Consider the following 15,671-nt stretch of genomic DNA (forward strand, 5'->3'; position numbering starts at 1 on the left):
TATAACAGAAAAAGACTTCCAACGGAAATCTTCCTCTTATAAAAATAATGCCCAGACTACAGCAAAAATCAAGGCTGGAAGCATGTTTGCTATCTTGATTATTTTCCCAAAAATCAAATTCACACCGACACAAAAAATTAAAATAGAACCTACTAGTGATAAATAATCCAAGGCGAGAGTTGTCATAATGGGGGCTATAAAACGTGCTAAAATCGTCATTGAGCCTTGAAATAGAAAGATTGGAATGGCTGAAAAAATAGCTCCTTTTCCTTTGGAAACTGTCAAAATCAAGACAATCATGAGATCTAAGACAGCTTTTGCTGCTAAAATACTATAATCTCCCGTCAAGCCTTCCGTAATCGAACCAACAACTGCCATAGCACCGATACAAATCGTCAAAGAAGTCGTCACAAAAGCATCAACAAAACCGTGTTCGCCCTCACTTTTTGTCACGCGCTTGAGCCAAATTCCTAAATTTTCAAATCCTTTTTCAATATTGATGATTTCTCCTATCAATGTTCCTAGAGTTAGACATAAAATCATCATACTTGAGCTAGTTTCAAGCTTTCCTTGACTGATATGAAGCATCTTTCCAAGAGCACCTGCAATCCCTAAGAATAAAACTGCTACTCCACTGACTTTCATCAAGGAATCTTGTAAATCCTCAGAACATTTTTTTCCTAACAAACGGCCAGCCAAACCACCAATGAAAACTGCCAAGGTATTAATCAGTGTGCCAATCATATTTTCTTATCCTTTAAGACTGTTTTTAATCGTTTTTCAAAATCATGTCGACTCATCATCACCAAATGATCACAATTTGTACAACGGATTTTTATATCTGCCCCTAAGCGCTTTATTTCCCATTCATTGGCTTTTTTTCCAGTAGATTTTATCGTACATGCATGGGGCTTTTTCATTTCTACCAAACTTCCTAATTGATACATCTCACTTTCCTCCTACATGTTTGATTATAGCAAAAAGAACTTCCTTTTGGAAGTTCCTAGACTAGTTCGTACGAACTGGTGTAATAAGTTGTACCAGGTCATTTATCTCATTATTTGGTAGCAAGGTAAATGGACGTACTGGCGAAATAAAGCTGATTTTCACTTGGTCGCTATCGATTGCTTTTAGAGCTTCAATAAGGTAAGTTGGGTTAAAGCTAATCACCAAGTCTTCTCCAACTACTTCAAGTGTATCTAATTCTTCATTTACTCGACCAACTTCTGGAGAGTTTACATGAGCTGATACCAAACTATTGGCAATTTCTAATTTAACTGTTCCATTTTGAGTGGCATTTGATAAGAGACGGGCACGTTCCATTGCTTGGCGAAGGTTGGCAGTATCAAAAACTGCAACCGTATTAAATTCTTTTGGAATCAAGCGATCTGTATCTGGGTAAGTTCCTTCCAATAAGCGCGTGTAGAAGCTGATATGCTCGCTACGGAAAAGCAACTGATTGTTTGAGAAGAAGACTTCAACAGTTTCAATATCATCTGTAAATACCGATGCAAATTCACGAAGAGAACGACTTGGGATCACCACGTCAAAGTTATCACCTGCTTTTTCTAGGGTCAACTTACGCTGGCTCATACGGTGTGAGTCTGTAGCAACTGTTTTAAGGGCTGTATTGTCTGTCAAAACAAAATGAACACCTGTTAAAATTGGACGACTTTCCTGAGTTGAAGCTGCAAAGGCTGTTTCATTAATGGTTTGTTTGAGAACTTTTGTCTCCAACACTAAAGGACTTGAAGTTGGTACTTCTTGTAAACGTGGGTATTGCTCTGCTTCTTTTCCTTTAAGAGTAATTTCTGATTTACCACTGGTCAAAACAACTTGTTTTTGTTCAATCTCTTTGAACTCAAGAATGACATCTGGCAAGCTTGATACAATATTGATGAAAAATCCTGCTTCCAATAAAATAGAACCTGTTTCTGAAATCAAAAGACCTGCATTTTCATCTTGAACAGAGATAAAGTTCTCAATTGAAATTTGACCATTAGAACCTGTCAAAGAAATTCCTTCTTTATGAACCTCAATTTTGACAGTTGAAAGAACAGGGATAGCATTTTTGTGACTGATAGCTCTTTTGGTAATATTTAAGGCTTGAAGAAAAACAGTTTTGTTAATCGAAAATTGAATCATGGATTCTCCTTTATTTATTTATATTTGTTAAGGTTAATAGTAATAGTAGGCTCTGTGTACTCTGTGGAAAAGTAGCCTAAAGCTAGTAATAGCAAGAAAAACAACTTGTTTACACCTTGTGGAAAAGTGTGAAAGTTTTTCTAGAATTATCCACAGCTATCGAATTTTGTTACGGATGGTCGAAATTTCAATCTCTAGATTTTCATCATTCATGAGCATGGTTTTGATTTTATTATAGGCGTGCATAACGGTTGTATGGTCGCGATTTCCAAATTCTTTTCCAATTTTTGGTAGAGAATTGTCTGTCATTTCACGCGCCAAATACATGGCAACCTGACGAGCATGGACGATATTAGCAACACGTTTCGCACCTTTTAATTCTTTGACGCTGATTCCATAGAAATTCCCCACTTCTGCTTGAATCTTATCAATTGGAATGATCATATTTTGAGGACTAGTTTGTTTCCGTGATCGAATAGCTTCAGCAGCAATATCTACTGTGATTGTTGCCAAATGACGTAGAGTTGCAATTAGATGAATATCCTTAAGGGCACCCTCTAAGTCACGGACATTGGAATCAAATTGACCGGCCAGGTAGGCTAAGGTATCATCAGTAAACTCATATGGATAGTCTTCACATTTATTGCGTAAAATAGCGATTCGTGTCTCAAAATCAGGGGGTGTGATTTCACTAGTCAATCCCCATTTGAAGCGCGTGACAAGCCGTTCTTCCAAATTTTCCAAGTGATCAGGATTGCGGTCACTAGTCAGGACAATCTGCTTACTTTTATCATGGAGGGCATTAAAAGTATTGAAAAATTCTTCTTGGGTAGTTGCCTTATTGCTGAGAGATTGAATATCGTCGATCAAGAGCAAATCAAGATTGCGATAGGTATTCTTAAATGCTTCCATTTTGTTGAGACGTAAGTGCTCTAGAAAGTCATTAATAAATGTTTCAGAAGCTACATATTTGATGCGGGCATTTGGATTATTTTGTAATACCTTATTTCCAATGGCATTGAGCAGATGGGTTTTCCCTAGACCCGGTCCACCAAAGATAAACAGAGGATTATAGAGCTCACCTAAGTTATCCGAAACAGCTAGTGCAGCAGCTTTGGCCCATTGGTTATTGTCTCCTTGGACAAAGTTTTCAAACTGATATTGTGGTTTTATATCGGAGTGAACAGGCTGAATAATGGGCTGACTAGTTGGTTGTTCAGGGAGAATGACCTGTACAACAGGTTGCGCAGCAACTGGAGTCTCACTCTGCCTACTAGGCAATTCAAAGACATATTGTACTTCTAGCGGAGCATTATAGATTTCAAAACCGGCGGTTAGGAGAATATCATTGAGGTTCTTCTCCCAAAAATATTGCTTAACAGAACTATCTAAATAAATAGTGGTCTTTGCCCCCTCAATTTGTACTAAGCGAGCTTCTGAGATATAAAAATCATAAGCGGCTTGATTAAGATTAAGATGTTCTTTGGCTAATTGTATAATTCGTTCCCAAAATAATTGTTCTGGGTTCATATTTCTCCCCCTTTCTATTGATTTTTGTTCTTCTAGTTTATCACAAAATCAAAAAGTTTTCCACAAGATAAAAAGTTTTTCACACTGTTTATAAAAGTTTTCCACAAAATGTGAATAAATAAAGAAAAAGCCTGTTTTATCGGCTTTTTTCTAACTATTTATTGTGTATAAAACTGTTTATGATGATTTTTTCTCCACAAGCCTATTTTAAGCTTTGGATAATTCTTTCAAATTCTTCACTAGTTGCAAAAGAAATTGTTAGACTTCCTTGTCCATTTTTTTGCTGTTTAATTTTGACAGAAGTCCCTAATTTTTTTCGTAATTTCTCTTCTTCTTCTTGGATAAAAATATTCTGTTGTTTGAACATTTTGTCTTGTTTTTTTTCAGCTAATAGTTGTTCCAATTTTCGGACGCTAATATCGTTGGTTTTAATTTTCTGCAGCCAGTTTACTTGGTTTTCTTCATCAAGTGGTACTAGAAGACGAGCATGTCCTTGAGTAATTTGTCCCTCTTCTACGGCCTGAATCAGCGGTTGAGACAGATTGAGTAAGCGGATGATATTGGTAATATAGGGACGTGATTTTCCCATGATTTGAGCAATTTCATCATGAGTTAGTCCTTTTTGAAGGAGTTTTTGATAAGATTTAGCTTCTTCGATAGGATTCAGGTCTGCGCGTTGTAAATTTTCAATAATAGACTGATAAAGCATGTCTTGATCAGAGAGTTCTTTTACGACTGCAGGAATTTTTTCTAAGCCAGCTAATTGACTTGCTCGCCATCGTCGTTCTCCTGCCAATAGTTCGTAGCCGAAAATAGCTGATTTTCGAACAATGATTGGTTGGATGAGACCATTTTCCTTTATAGAGCGAGCTAATTCAGCGAGTTTTTCATCATCAAAATGCAATCTAGGCTGGTAAGGATTCGGTGTGATATCACTTATTGACAGGTATTCAAATGCTTCCATAAGGCATATTCTAGCAAAAAAAATGTAACTTTACAATATTGTAAAGTTACATTGACAAATTGACGATTAATTTGAAGAGAGAGCTTCTGTAGATTTGGTCAACTGAACCTTGACAGTTTCTTTTTTCCCATTACGTACATAGGTAATGGTGATATTGTCCCCTATTGAATGCTTGTAAAGAGCACTTTGAAGATCACTTGTGTTGGCGATGTCAGTATCTTCAATTTTTGTAATGACATCATATTTTTCTAATTTTCCATCAGCTGGAAGTCCTGCTTGGGTAGAAATAACCAAGACACCGGATGTTAATTTACTATCAGTTAGGCCAGCTGTTCGAAGTTGCTTAGTAGACAAGTCAGTTAGATTAAACATACGAATACCGAGTGCTGGGCGGCTGACTTTTCCATTTTTCTCTAATTGATTAATGATTTGTACTGCATCATTGGCTGGGATTGCAAAGCCCATTCCTTCGACAGAAACACTAGAGCTTGATGTTGTAATTTTACTTGAAGTGATCCCGATGACTTGCCCCTCAATATTGATAAGTGGGCCGCCAGAATTACCAGGATTGATTGCTGTATCGGTTTGAATTGCATTGGTTGAAATTGTTTGTCCATCTTCAGATTTTGAAGTAACAGTACGGCTGAGACTAGAAACGATACCTTGTGTAACAGAATTTGCATAGGTTGTTCCCAATGGGCTGCCGATTGCGATTGCTGTTTCACCAACATTGATAGAGTCAGAATCAGCAAATGTAGCTACAGTTTTAACCTTATTGGCAACAATTTTGATAACTGCGATATCAGAATAAGTATCCGCTCCGACAAGCTCGCCTTCAACTTTTTCACCAGAAGCTAACTGAATATCAATTTTTTGTGCATCAGCAATCACGTGATTATTGGTAACAATATAAGCATGATTGTCTTCTTTTTTATAAATCACTCCCGAACCTTCATTGGCAACAGCAAGTTCGTCTGAAGATTCTGGAGCAGTCCCAAAGATAGAGTTAGCATTATTGGCATTAGCCTGGTAATTTATCACAGATACGACAGCATCTTGGATGGTCTTAACAGCCTTTGTCACAGAAGTTTGATTGTCGTAGGTAACATTGCTGACGGACGTTGTTGTGCCCGAACTTGTAGTGGATGTACCGTTATGAGTAGGTTGCAAGAGAGGATAGGTCAACATTCCTGCAATACCGCCTAAAAAACCAACAATAAAAACGATGGCAAGTTTGATGTATTTTTTCATGGAAATCCTCCTTATTATTTACATTTATCTTAATCATATTTTCTTAATTATAGCTTAAATTTATAAAAAATCAATCCACAACCTGTGGATAACTTTTGTGGATATGTGAATAACACCTTGGAATTATCCCCTTTATTTTAGAATCCATTTCAAAACTTCTTGTGGATATGTTACAATAGACTTATGAAAATAAAAGTCATCACAGTTGGAAAATTAAAGGAAAAATATCTTAAAGATGGTATTGCTGAATATAGTAAGAGATTGAGTCGTTTTACAAAACTAGATTTGATTGAACTCGCGGATGAGAAGACACCAGACAAGGCGAGTCAAGCAGAAAATGAGCAAATCTTACAAAAAGAAGCTGACCGTATTATGGGCAAAATTGCTGATCGCGATTATGTAATTGCCTTAGCTATTGAAGGCGAACAGTTTCCATCAGAAAAATTCAGTCAAATCTTATCAGATATCACCGTTAAAGGTTTTTCAGATATTACTTTTGTGATTGGAGGGAGTTTAGGCTTGGCGCCAGTTGTCAAAAAACGTGCCAACCTCTTAATGAGCTTTGGTAAGTTAACCCTTCCTCATCAATTGATGAAATTAGTCTTAGTTGAACAAATCTACCGTGCTTTCATGATTCAACAGGGAAGCCCTTATCATAAGTAGTTTCACATGAAACAAGAAAATTAGAAGATGTCAAAAAAGAAAAATTATCGTATCTTTGAAGGATTGAGAATTGCCACTTGTTTGACTTTTGTCAGTGGTTTTCTCAATGCTTTTACATTTATTACACAAGGTGGCCGTTTTGCAGGCATTCAATCTGGGAATGTTGTCTATATGGCCTTTTATCTAGCCCAGGGGCAGTTTTACCAATCGTTTCAATTTTTAGTCCCTATTATCTTCTTTGCTTTAGGACAGTGCTTTACTTATTTGATGCGTAGGCATTTTGTAGAAAATAAGTGGCCATGGCATTTTAGTAGTAGTATGGTGATTTTCACTTTGGTTTTATTCGCCTGCTTACTGAATCCTATTTTAGGCCCCTCTATGACCATTGCGATTCTAGCATTTGCAGCCTCTATCCAGGTAGAGAGTTTTCGGAATATCCGTGGACTTCCTTATGCCAATGTTATGATGACAGGAAATGTAAAAAATGCAGCCCACTTATGGTTTAAGGGAATGGTTGAAAAAGATGCTCAACTAAGAAAAAAAGGTTATCATATCCTTTTGATTATTTTCACTTTTATGTTGGGTGTCTGTGCAGCAACTTTTTTGGTCAGTATCTTTCAAGAGAATGCCCTTATTTTTTGTTTATGTCCACTACTCTATATTAATGTGCAACTTTGGAAAGAAAAACAGCCTAGCAAAAACTAGGCTGTGTGTAGTTGATGATTCCAGCAGGATTCGAACCTGCGACCGTTCGCTTAGAAGGCGAATGCTCTATCCAGCTGAGCTATGGAACCTCACTCAACTCCATTATTCTACCCCAAAGAAAATAAAATGTCAAGATAGCGTGAAATTTTAGAAAAAACTATTGACAAAAAAACGTGACTATATTATACTAAATATTGTCTTGTCTATGGTCCGTTGGTCAAGGGGTTAAGACACCGCCTTTTCACGGCGGTAACACGGGTTCGAATCCCGTACGGACTATATCATCCGCCATAGCTCAGTTGGTAGAGCGCATGACTGTTAATCATGATGTCACAGGTTCGAGCCCTGTTGGCGGAGTAAAGAGCGTCGGTTTCGGCGTTTTTTTGTTGCATTAAAAGAACCTCTAGAATCAATCCGATTTTAGAGGTTTTTCTTCTTTACTAGATACTTCTTTCTCATGAATTCATAAAGACTGAAGAGAAGCAGTCCACTGATAAAGCAGATGCAACCAACATAGAATCCATTCGGGATAAATGTTAACGTAATCACACCGTTACCTGGTTTTACATTGACTTTCATAAATCCATTCTGTGCGCGTGAAATAGCAAGTTTTTGGCCATTTTGTTTTGCTGTCCATCCTTTATCATAAGGAATGGTATAGAGAATTGAAGCCTCTGTAGCTGTACTGTAGGTAGTTTTTATCGTATTTCCTCGGAGACTAGTATGAATATCTTTTTCTGCTAAGGTGACCATGGCTTTTTGATAGGCTGTTTGGCCTAAGACATAAAATTGTGGTTGATCGTAAGAAATGGTTTGATTTTTAGGAAAACTTATGGTGATGGTATGATTTTCCTCTGCTTTAAAATAACCAACATTAAAGAAGGAGAAAGCATTGTCAACTGTAAATTCACTTGACAGTTTATTTACAGTAATGACAATATTTTTACTGTTTTCATTTGAATAGCGAATATTAGGTAAGCTGACATAGACTTGTCCATTTTTAGGAACTGTTATGTTATACTGAACAGAAGCGGTATCATTCTTTTCTACTGCTTGAAGAGAAACTCGATTTTCAAATAAGGTTGTCTGGGTAGAAGAATTAGGTTCAAAACTAGTAAAATAAGTTTGGTTCAAACCAGTAAGAGCATTCAAAAAATGAGTTTGATTATCAAGTGTCAGATTTGTAAACTTGACATCCTTGTAAATGTCAGTGGTCAGAATCCCAATTCCTTGCGCATAGTAATTTTGGTACAGCTTTAGACTTTCCTCAGAAGTCTTATGTGAAAATCCAAATTTATTAGGGTCTATTGAGGAGATATTGTATTTTATACCAAAGAGACTATCTGCAATGAGTGTATTATTTTGGTAACGCAAATTCAAATTTGTACCATCAGATCGAAAGCCAAGTTTATCAAGTGTTGTACTCGAAGATCGATTTCTTACAGAAGAAAACTGGGAAATGCCATTGTAGTTAAATTTCATACTATCATTGCCTGTTTGAGGAAGTAATCGCTCTGTTCGATAGTTATTGTCAATATTATTTACAATGTGGTCAGTATCAGTTACATCTCGTAAATAATTTTCTCTACTCGGAAAATTCCATTCTTCAGCTAGTCCTTGAACTTGATAGTGACTGTGGAGACCTATTTCAAATAGAGCAAACAAGGCTGTTGCAATGGAGAAAAATTTGATGGTGATTTTTTTTGAAACGAGTGTCAAGAAAAGGATAAGGTAGGCAAGTAAAAATTCAGTTGTGAGTAAAAAGTGAGCATTTTCTAAGAAGGAATAGTTTTCTCTGAAGAGATAGGTTGCGAGAAATCCGCTAATAAGAAATAGAAATGTAAAAAGAAGATGCCATAACTTTATGTCTTTTACATGACTACAGGTTTCAGCTGCCATATAAATCATCATAAAAGATAGAACCCAGGCATAGCGGTGGAGAAACATATTTGGTGCATGCATTCCTTGCCAGAATAAGTCAAGGGGCTGCAAATAAAAACTTGTGATGATAAAAGAAAGAACAAAAAGATAAGCTAGCTTCGTAGTCCATTTAATGTGAGGAAGGAAAAAGAAAAGAAGGGCAAAAATGAGCGGAATAAGTCCTACAGAAATCATGGGAATAGCTCCAAATTTAGTAGTACCGAAATTTCCAACTATATTTTTGGCAAAGAAATCAAGAAACCAAGAATTCTCTGTCTGTAGATTGGTAATCTTGGTTAGACTTTCTCCGTGAGTTTTTAAATCCAAGTAGGTAGGTAAGAGCATAATCATGCTAGTTAAGGTTGATAAAATTGACACTACTGTAAAGTCTATTATACTAGTTACCTTGCCTTTTATATCCCAAGAAATCTCTAAGATAAAGTAGAGGGCTAAGAAAATAGCTGTCATATAACCAAAATAATAGTTTTGAAGAAAGAGACAAGTTAAAGAAATATAATAAAGAATTCTTCCTTGACGAGCTGTCAATCTATGTAAACCTAGTAAAATAAGAGGAACAAGGATAAAAACATCTAACCAGGAGTTTATCTCTAATTGGCTGGTTGAGAAACTCATTAAGGCCAAACTAGTAGACAAAAGAAGACCAAATAAAGGAGAAAGTTTTTTATGGATATGAATTAAACTATAGTAAGTTGATAAGCCTGTCAATCCAAACTTAAGAACTGTAAATAGATACATGGCGTCTGGCATATTGGAAACATCAAAAAAATATACCAGAGGAGTGAGAAAAGATCCAAGATAATAGGCAGATAGAGCATAGAAATTTAGACCTAGTCCACTTGTAAAGGTGTAAAAAATAGACCCCTGACCATGTAAGGTGTTCCGTAAAGTTTGATTAAAGATAACATACTGATGAAAACCGTCGCTAGCTAGGATAGTCGTATCACTTCCCCACCAAATTCCTTGGGTAGCTAAAATAATTGAGATAGTTGTAAAGGGAAGTAGAAAGGCAATAAAATAATAGAGAGTTTTTTTCTTTGGATGCATCATAGGCTTATTGTAACATGTTTAACCATATAAAAAAAGCGACTGGAGTCGCTTTTGAATTATTTCCAGAGTTCTTGCACTTTCGCTTGAACTTCTGCATTTTCCAAAAATTCATCGTAAGTTTCGTCAATACGGTCAATGACACCGTTTTTAGAAATGACGATGATGTGGTTGGCCAAGGTTTGGATGAATTCGTGGTCATGGCTGGCGAAGATAATGGATTCCTTAAAGGCTTTAAGACCATCATTGAGACTTGAAATGGATTCCAAATCCAAGTGGTTAGTTGGATCATCAAGTACAAGAACATTTGACTTGAGAAGCATGAGTTTAGAGAGCATCACGCGCACTTTTTCGCCCCCTGACAAGACATTGACAGCCTTGTTAACTTCGTCGCCAGAGAAGAGCATACGTCCCAAGAAACCACGCAAGAAGGTATTATCATCTTCTTCTTTGCTAGCAAATTGACGGAGCCAATCCAAAATAGAATCGTTAGAAGCAAAATCAGCGCTGTTGTCTTTTGGAAGGTAAGATTGACTAGTTGTAACGCCCCATTTGATAGTTCCTTCATACTCGATTTCTCCCATAAGGGCACGAATGAGAGCTGTTGTTTGGATATCATTTTGTCCAATCAAGGCAGTCTTGTCGCCTGGACGGAGAATAAAGCTGATGTTATCAAGGATTTTTTCGCCATCAATAGTGATAGACAAGTTTTCAACTGTTAGCAAGTCGTTACCGATTTCGCGCTCTGCTTTAAAGTTAACGAATGGGTATTTACGACTTGAAGGCACGATTTCTTCCAATTCGATCTTATCAAGCATTTTCTTACGGGATGTCGCTTGTTTTGATTTTGAAGCATTGGCAGAGAAACGGGCAACGAATTCTTGCAATTGTTTGATTTTTTCTTCTGCTTTGGCATTACGGTCAGCTTGCAAGCGAGCAGCTAATTCTGATGATTCTTTCCAAAAATCATAGTTACCAACGAAGAGTTTGATTTTACCAAAGTCAAGGTCAGCCATGTGCGTACATACTTTGTTCAAGAAGTGACGGTCATGGGATACGACGATAACAGTATTTTCAAAGTCAATCAAGAAATCTTCCAACCAAGTGATAGACTGAATGTCAAGACCATTGGTAGGCTCGTCAAGGAGAAGAACATCTGGTTTACCAAAGAGGGCTTTGGCAAGGAGGACTTTGACTTTGTCACCATTAGCCAACTCACTCATGTTAAGGTAGTGAAGGTCTTCAGCGATATTCAAGTTTTGGAGCAATTGTGATGCTTCACTTTCAGCTTTCCAGCCACCAAGTTCAGCAAATTCGCCTTCAAGTTCAGCAGCACGAACACCATCTTCTTCAGTGAAATCTTCTTTCATGTAGATAGCATCTTTTTCTTTCATGATGCTGTAAAGCTTTTCATTTCCCATGATAACAACGTCAATGACACGTTCTTCTTCGTAGTCAAAGTGGTTCTGACGAAGGACAGATAGACGCTCATCTGGGCCAAGAGAGATGTGACCTGTTGTTGGTTCAATATCTCCTGCTAAGATTTTTAAAAATGTTGATTTCCCAGCACCATTGGCACCAATCAAACCATAAGTGTTACCTGCTGTAAAGTTGATGTTGACATCATCGAAAAGTTTACGGTCACTAAAACGAAGTGAAACGTCTGATACTGTAAGCAATATGTATACCTCTTGTTCTTTATCTATTTGATATTTTACTAGAAAAAAGCTGATTTATCAATGAAAACTACATTGGGAAGAGAATATCATCATCAATGGCATGATTTTTGTGTAAACTAAATCCGCGACCACGCACTTGAGTAGCAGGCATGACAATAATAAAGGCTGTTTCATCGATAGAAAGGATTTCTTTTTCAATGGTTTGGAGTTCTGGACGGGAAATGGTAATCATGAGCATGCGTTTTTCATTCCCAGTGTAGCCCCCTAAGATTGGAAATTCTGTTACTCCACGATCAACAACCTCGGTAATATAGTTCTTGATGTCTTCATATTTCTGAGAAATGACCATGACATTTCGATGAGAATCTGTTCCAGCCATCATGAGATTGATCACATAGGTAATGGTCATAAGAGAAAGAATCGAATACATGACAGTATCCGCATCAAAGGCAATAAATCCTAAGCCTACGATGATACCATCTACTAATAACACAAGTAATCCGAATGGAACGGGAGTATATTTATTTAGGACTTGAACGACAATTCCGGTCCCCCCTGTTGAAGAATTTCCTAGAAAGACTAATCCGATTCCAAAACCAAGAACGATTCCTCCAAAAATCGCAGCGAGTAATGTATTATGCGATAGAGTAGGAAGACTGTCTGTTAATTTGATAAAAATAGCGTAAATCCAAGCACCGTAAATGGTCTTGATAAAGGTCGATTTTCCCAACAAGAACCAGCAGATGAGTAGGAGGGGGATATTGGAATAAAGGACAAAATTAGAGGTGTCCCAGCCCATAAGACTACGAAGGCTGATCGCGAGTCCTCCGACACCACCAGAAGCGATATTGTTCTCAACAAACATAGTATTGTAAGCAATGGCTGCAATTAAAGAACCAATTGTTACAAAGGCAAAGTCTTTTACTTTTTCTTTCATTTTCTGTATATTCTCTTTTCTAAAAAGTCCACACATTATTATGACGGAAAGATAAGCAGCAGTCAAGTGAAAAAATCTTGACTTTTAGAGGGAAAAATCTTACAATTAAAACGATTCAGAAGAGTAATCTTTCTCCAGATTTTAGAGAGCTGACGGGGCTGCAAGTCAGTATTTGGACAGATGAAATGGGCTGATGTTTCATGTGAAACAAAAACATAAGTTTCAGGTCGGCACCCCTTATCGTGCGTAGAGATAGTAGATTTTCTGCTAATTGAGGTGGTACCGCGTAGACTCAAAAACGCCCTCACACGATGTTCGTGTGAGTTTTTTTATTGAAATAAAAGGAGAACCCATGACCAAACCAATTATTTTGACGGGTGACCGTCCAACTGGCAAATTGCACCTAGGCCATTATGTCGGCTCTTTGAAGAACCGTGTTCTTTTGCAAAACGAAGATAAGTATGACATGTTTGTTTTTTTGGCTGATCAACAGGCATTGACAGACCATGCTAAAGAATCTGAAATTATTAAGGAATCTATTGGGAATGTAGCCTTGGATTACTTATCTGTTGGTTTAGATCCAAGCAAGTCTACGATTTTCATTCAAAGTCAGATTCCTGAATTAGCTGAATTAACCATGTATTACTTGAATTTGGTATCAGTAGCTCGTTTGGAACGCAACCCAACCGTTAAGACGGAGATTGCTCAAAAAGGTTTTGGCGAGTCTATTCCGTCAGGTTTCTTGGTTTACCCAGTCTCACAAGCGGCTGACATTACAGCCTTTAAAGCAAATTTGGTTCCTGTAGGTAATGATCAAAAACCAATGATTGAACAAACACGCGAGATTGTACGTTCCTTCAACCATACTTATAAAACAGATGTTTTGGTAGAGCCGGAAGGTCTTTATCCAACCAATGAAGGTGCAGGCCGTTTACCAGGTCTTGATGGGAATGCGAAGATGTCTAAGTCGCTTGGAAATGGGATTTATCTCTCTGATGATGCAGACACTGTTCGTAAAAAAGTGATGAGTATGTACACGGATCCAAACCATATCCGTGTTGAAGATCCAGGACAAATCGAAGGGAATATGGTTTTCCATTATCTAGATATCTTTGGGACAGAAGAGGATACAGCAACTATTGCTGAGATGAAGGAGCATTACCAACGTGGTGGCCTTGGAGATGTTAAAACGAAACGCTATCTCTTGGAAGTTTTGGAGCGTGAGTTGGCTCCTATTCGTGAGCGTCGCTTAGAATATGCTAAGGATATGGGAGAAGTCTTCCGTATGCTTGAAAAAGGCAGCGAAGCGGCACGCGCTGTTGCAGGTCAAACACTAGCAGAGGTAAAATCTGCAATGGGCATTCATTATTTTTAAAGAGAAGGGGAGCTGGGGTAATCTTTTTAGATGATCTCAGCTTTTTATGAGAATGAAGAGACGAAAAATTATCATCATTATTCTACTATTGGTATCGGCAATCTTAGGGATAATTTATAAACAGGCTCCACAGGAGCATTTGAAGGAAAAAAGTCAGGATACCAGTGTAGATAAACCAATTTCTTTTGCAATTGTAACAGATTTACACTACTTGTCAAGTAAATTGACAGATAATGGAGGGTTCTTTACAAAAATGATTGACCATGCAGATGGAAAAAATATGTACTATATTGAAGAAATCACAGATGCATTTGTTGATCAGGTGATAAGACTGAAGCCAGAGTATTTAATTTTGAGCGGTGATTTGACATTCAATGGAGAAAAGCAAAGTCACCTAGAATTAGCAGAAAAACTATCTAAAATAAGAAATAGTGACATTGAAATCTTAACAATCCCAGGAAATCATGATATAGAACGATCAAGTGCAGCAAAATTTATAGGTGATGGTTATCAATTTGTTCCGACTATTTCAAAAAAAGAATTTCAAGGGATATATGGATTGGATAATTTACAACTTAGTTTACAGAAAGATGACAACTCCTTGTCATATGTTTACAAATCTCGCTCAGATCTATGGTTTTTAATGTTGGATTCGAATGCTAATCGAGACAATTCTCTTTCAGATGAAACTCTAGAATGGGTAGAGCAAGTTCTTAAAACCGCACAAAAAAATCATGCAAAGATAATAGCAGTCAGCCATCAAAATCTACTCCCACACAATCCACAGTTTTCCAATGGATTTTTGATTAGTCAAGCAGATAAACTAAGAGAACTCTATCAAAAATATGGAGTTTTGATAAATTTTAGTGGGCATATTCATATTCAACATATTGAACAAGGTCAGGTTCCTGAGATCGTGACTTCTGCCTTATCTGTTTCGCCCCATCAGTTTTCACTGGTTAAATATGATGGGAAAAAGCTAAATTATCAAACTCAGGCTCTCTCCCTAGAAGAATGGGCAAAATGGAAGGGATATTCAGATAAATATCTTTTAAATTTTTCAACCTATTCTAGAAAATTTATGGAAGAAATTGGGGCAAAAAAAGCAGAAGAAGGACTGGATAAAGAAAAATTATTAGATCAAGAGGTAGCTCTATTACGAGAAACATTTGGTCAATTAAATGCTGATTATTTTGCTGGCAATCAAGTTGATCTGAATGATTACAATCAAGGCTTGAACTTATGGAAGCAACAATCTTCTACTTTTATGAAAAATTATATAGATACTATTATTAAAGAAAATCAATCTTCTCATCATGATTTTTTTATGGATATAAAAGATTCGAATAATATATATAGAAAAACAAACAAAAATGCAAAATAAACATACAAAACAATTATTTTGATTTTATTTATACGTCTTCTACACATTATGTC

Annotated in this window: 13 protein-coding genes, 3 tRNA genes and 1 other annotated feature; of the genes, 6 read left to right on the top strand and 10 right to left on the bottom strand. The window is 36.9% G+C overall.

What is annotated here, in order from left to right:
* Nucleotides 1-36 precede the first annotated feature (36 nt).
* The 6 genes from ACHUFA_RS06815 to ACHUFA_RS06840 form a co-directional block, all read right to left on the bottom strand.
* A complete protein-coding gene (locus tag ACHUFA_RS06815; protein WP_394405270.1) occupies nucleotides 37-744 on the bottom strand; it encodes a DUF554 domain-containing protein in 708 nt (235 codons plus the stop codon).
* Nucleotides 741-947 carry a DUF951 domain-containing protein gene (locus ACHUFA_RS06820; protein ID WP_222347613.1) on the bottom strand — a complete coding sequence of 69 codons (207 nt, stop codon included), beginning with the start codon at nucleotides 945-947 and terminating at the stop codon, nucleotides 741-743. Before ACHUFA_RS06820 ends, ACHUFA_RS06815 begins: the two co-directional genes overlap by 4 nt.
* A 61-nt stretch (nucleotides 948-1,008) precedes the next feature.
* The gene (gene dnaN, locus ACHUFA_RS06825) at nucleotides 1,009-2,145 is read right to left on the bottom strand and encodes a DNA polymerase III subunit beta (RefSeq protein ID WP_394405271.1); all 1,137 of its coding nucleotides are present in this window, start codon (nucleotides 2,143-2,145) and stop codon (nucleotides 1,009-1,011) included.
* 156 nt (nucleotides 2,146-2,301) lie between these two features.
* The gene (gene dnaA / locus ACHUFA_RS06830) at nucleotides 2,302-3,675 is read right to left on the bottom strand and encodes a chromosomal replication initiator protein DnaA (protein ID WP_222347611.1); all 1,374 of its coding nucleotides are present in this window, start codon (nucleotides 3,673-3,675) and stop codon (nucleotides 2,302-2,304) included.
* Nucleotides 3,676-3,877: 202 nt separating this feature from the next.
* Nucleotides 3,878-4,639, bottom strand: coding sequence for a ParB/RepB/Spo0J family partition protein (locus ACHUFA_RS06835; RefSeq protein ID WP_394405272.1), 762 nt, complete (start codon nucleotides 4,637-4,639; stop codon nucleotides 3,878-3,880).
* A gap of 66 nt (nucleotides 4,640-4,705) precedes the next feature.
* Nucleotides 4,706-5,890 (bottom strand): S1C family serine protease, encoded by a 1,185-nt coding sequence (locus tag ACHUFA_RS06840; protein ID WP_222347609.1) that lies wholly within the window; start codon nucleotides 5,888-5,890, stop codon nucleotides 4,706-4,708.
* Nucleotides 5,891-6,073: 183 nt separating this feature from the next.
* Between ACHUFA_RS06840 and rlmH the strand changes: the two genes are divergently transcribed.
* Nucleotides 6,074-6,553 carry a 23S rRNA (pseudouridine(1915)-N(3))-methyltransferase RlmH gene (gene rlmH / locus ACHUFA_RS06845; RefSeq protein WP_222347608.1) on the top strand — a complete coding sequence of 160 codons (480 nt, stop codon included), beginning with the start codon at nucleotides 6,074-6,076 and terminating at the stop codon, nucleotides 6,551-6,553.
* Nucleotides 6,554-6,580: 27 nt separating this feature from the next.
* Nucleotides 6,581-7,258: a YoaK family protein gene (locus ACHUFA_RS06850; protein ID WP_222347607.1), complete on the top strand. Its 678-nt coding sequence runs from the start codon at nucleotides 6,581-6,583 to the stop codon at nucleotides 7,256-7,258.
* Between the two features lie 15 nt (nucleotides 7,259-7,273).
* On the opposite strand, the gene ACHUFA_RS06855 is transcribed toward ACHUFA_RS06850, so the two are convergent.
* Nucleotides 7,274-7,347: transfer RNA gene (locus tag ACHUFA_RS06855), tRNA-Arg, on the bottom strand.
* Nucleotides 7,348-7,465: 118 nt separating this feature from the next.
* Here ACHUFA_RS06855 and ACHUFA_RS06860 point away from each other — a divergent pair.
* A tRNA-Glu gene (locus ACHUFA_RS06860) sits at nucleotides 7,466-7,537 on the top strand.
* A gap of 5 nt (nucleotides 7,538-7,542) precedes the next feature.
* Nucleotides 7,543-7,615 (top strand) — tRNA-Asn (locus ACHUFA_RS06865).
* Nucleotides 7,616-7,678: 63 nt separating this feature from the next.
* On the opposite strand, the gene ACHUFA_RS06870 is transcribed toward ACHUFA_RS06865, so the two are convergent.
* The 3 genes from ACHUFA_RS06870 to ACHUFA_RS06880 all read right to left on the bottom strand — a co-directional run bounded on the left by ACHUFA_RS06870 (nucleotide 7,679) and on the right by ACHUFA_RS06880 (nucleotide 12,859).
* Nucleotides 7,679-10,243 carry a YfhO family protein gene (locus ACHUFA_RS06870; protein WP_394405273.1) on the bottom strand — a complete coding sequence of 855 codons (2,565 nt, stop codon included), beginning with the start codon at nucleotides 10,241-10,243 and terminating at the stop codon, nucleotides 7,679-7,681.
* A 59-nt stretch (nucleotides 10,244-10,302) separates the two neighbouring features.
* Complete coding sequence (locus tag ACHUFA_RS06875; RefSeq protein WP_394405274.1) at nucleotides 10,303-11,922, bottom strand: ATP-binding cassette domain-containing protein; 1,620 nt, start codon at nucleotides 11,920-11,922, stop codon at nucleotides 10,303-10,305.
* A gap of 67 nt (nucleotides 11,923-11,989) precedes the next feature.
* A complete protein-coding gene (locus tag ACHUFA_RS06880; RefSeq protein ID WP_222347604.1) occupies nucleotides 11,990-12,859 on the bottom strand; it encodes a YitT family protein in 870 nt (289 codons plus the stop codon).
* Between the two features lie 101 nt (nucleotides 12,860-12,960).
* Nucleotides 12,961-13,168 (top strand) — a binding site (T-box leader).
* A 43-nt stretch (nucleotides 13,169-13,211) separates the two neighbouring features.
* Between ACHUFA_RS06880 and trpS the strand changes: the two genes are divergently transcribed.
* Both trpS and ACHUFA_RS06890 read left to right on the top strand, forming a co-directional pair.
* The gene (gene trpS / locus ACHUFA_RS06885) at nucleotides 13,212-14,234 is read left to right on the top strand and encodes a tryptophan--tRNA ligase (RefSeq protein WP_222347603.1); all 1,023 of its coding nucleotides are present in this window, start codon (nucleotides 13,212-13,214) and stop codon (nucleotides 14,232-14,234) included.
* A 52-nt stretch (nucleotides 14,235-14,286) separates the two neighbouring features.
* A complete protein-coding gene (locus ACHUFA_RS06890; protein WP_394405275.1) occupies nucleotides 14,287-15,618 on the top strand; it encodes a metallophosphoesterase in 1,332 nt (443 codons plus the stop codon).
* The last annotated feature ends 53 nt before the right edge of the window (nucleotides 15,619-15,671 follow it).

The sequence above is a fragment of the Streptococcus hepaticus genome (assembly GCF_043656315.1).
GTDB classification, from domain to species: Bacteria; Bacillota; Bacilli; order Lactobacillales; family Streptococcaceae; genus Streptococcus; species Streptococcus hepaticus.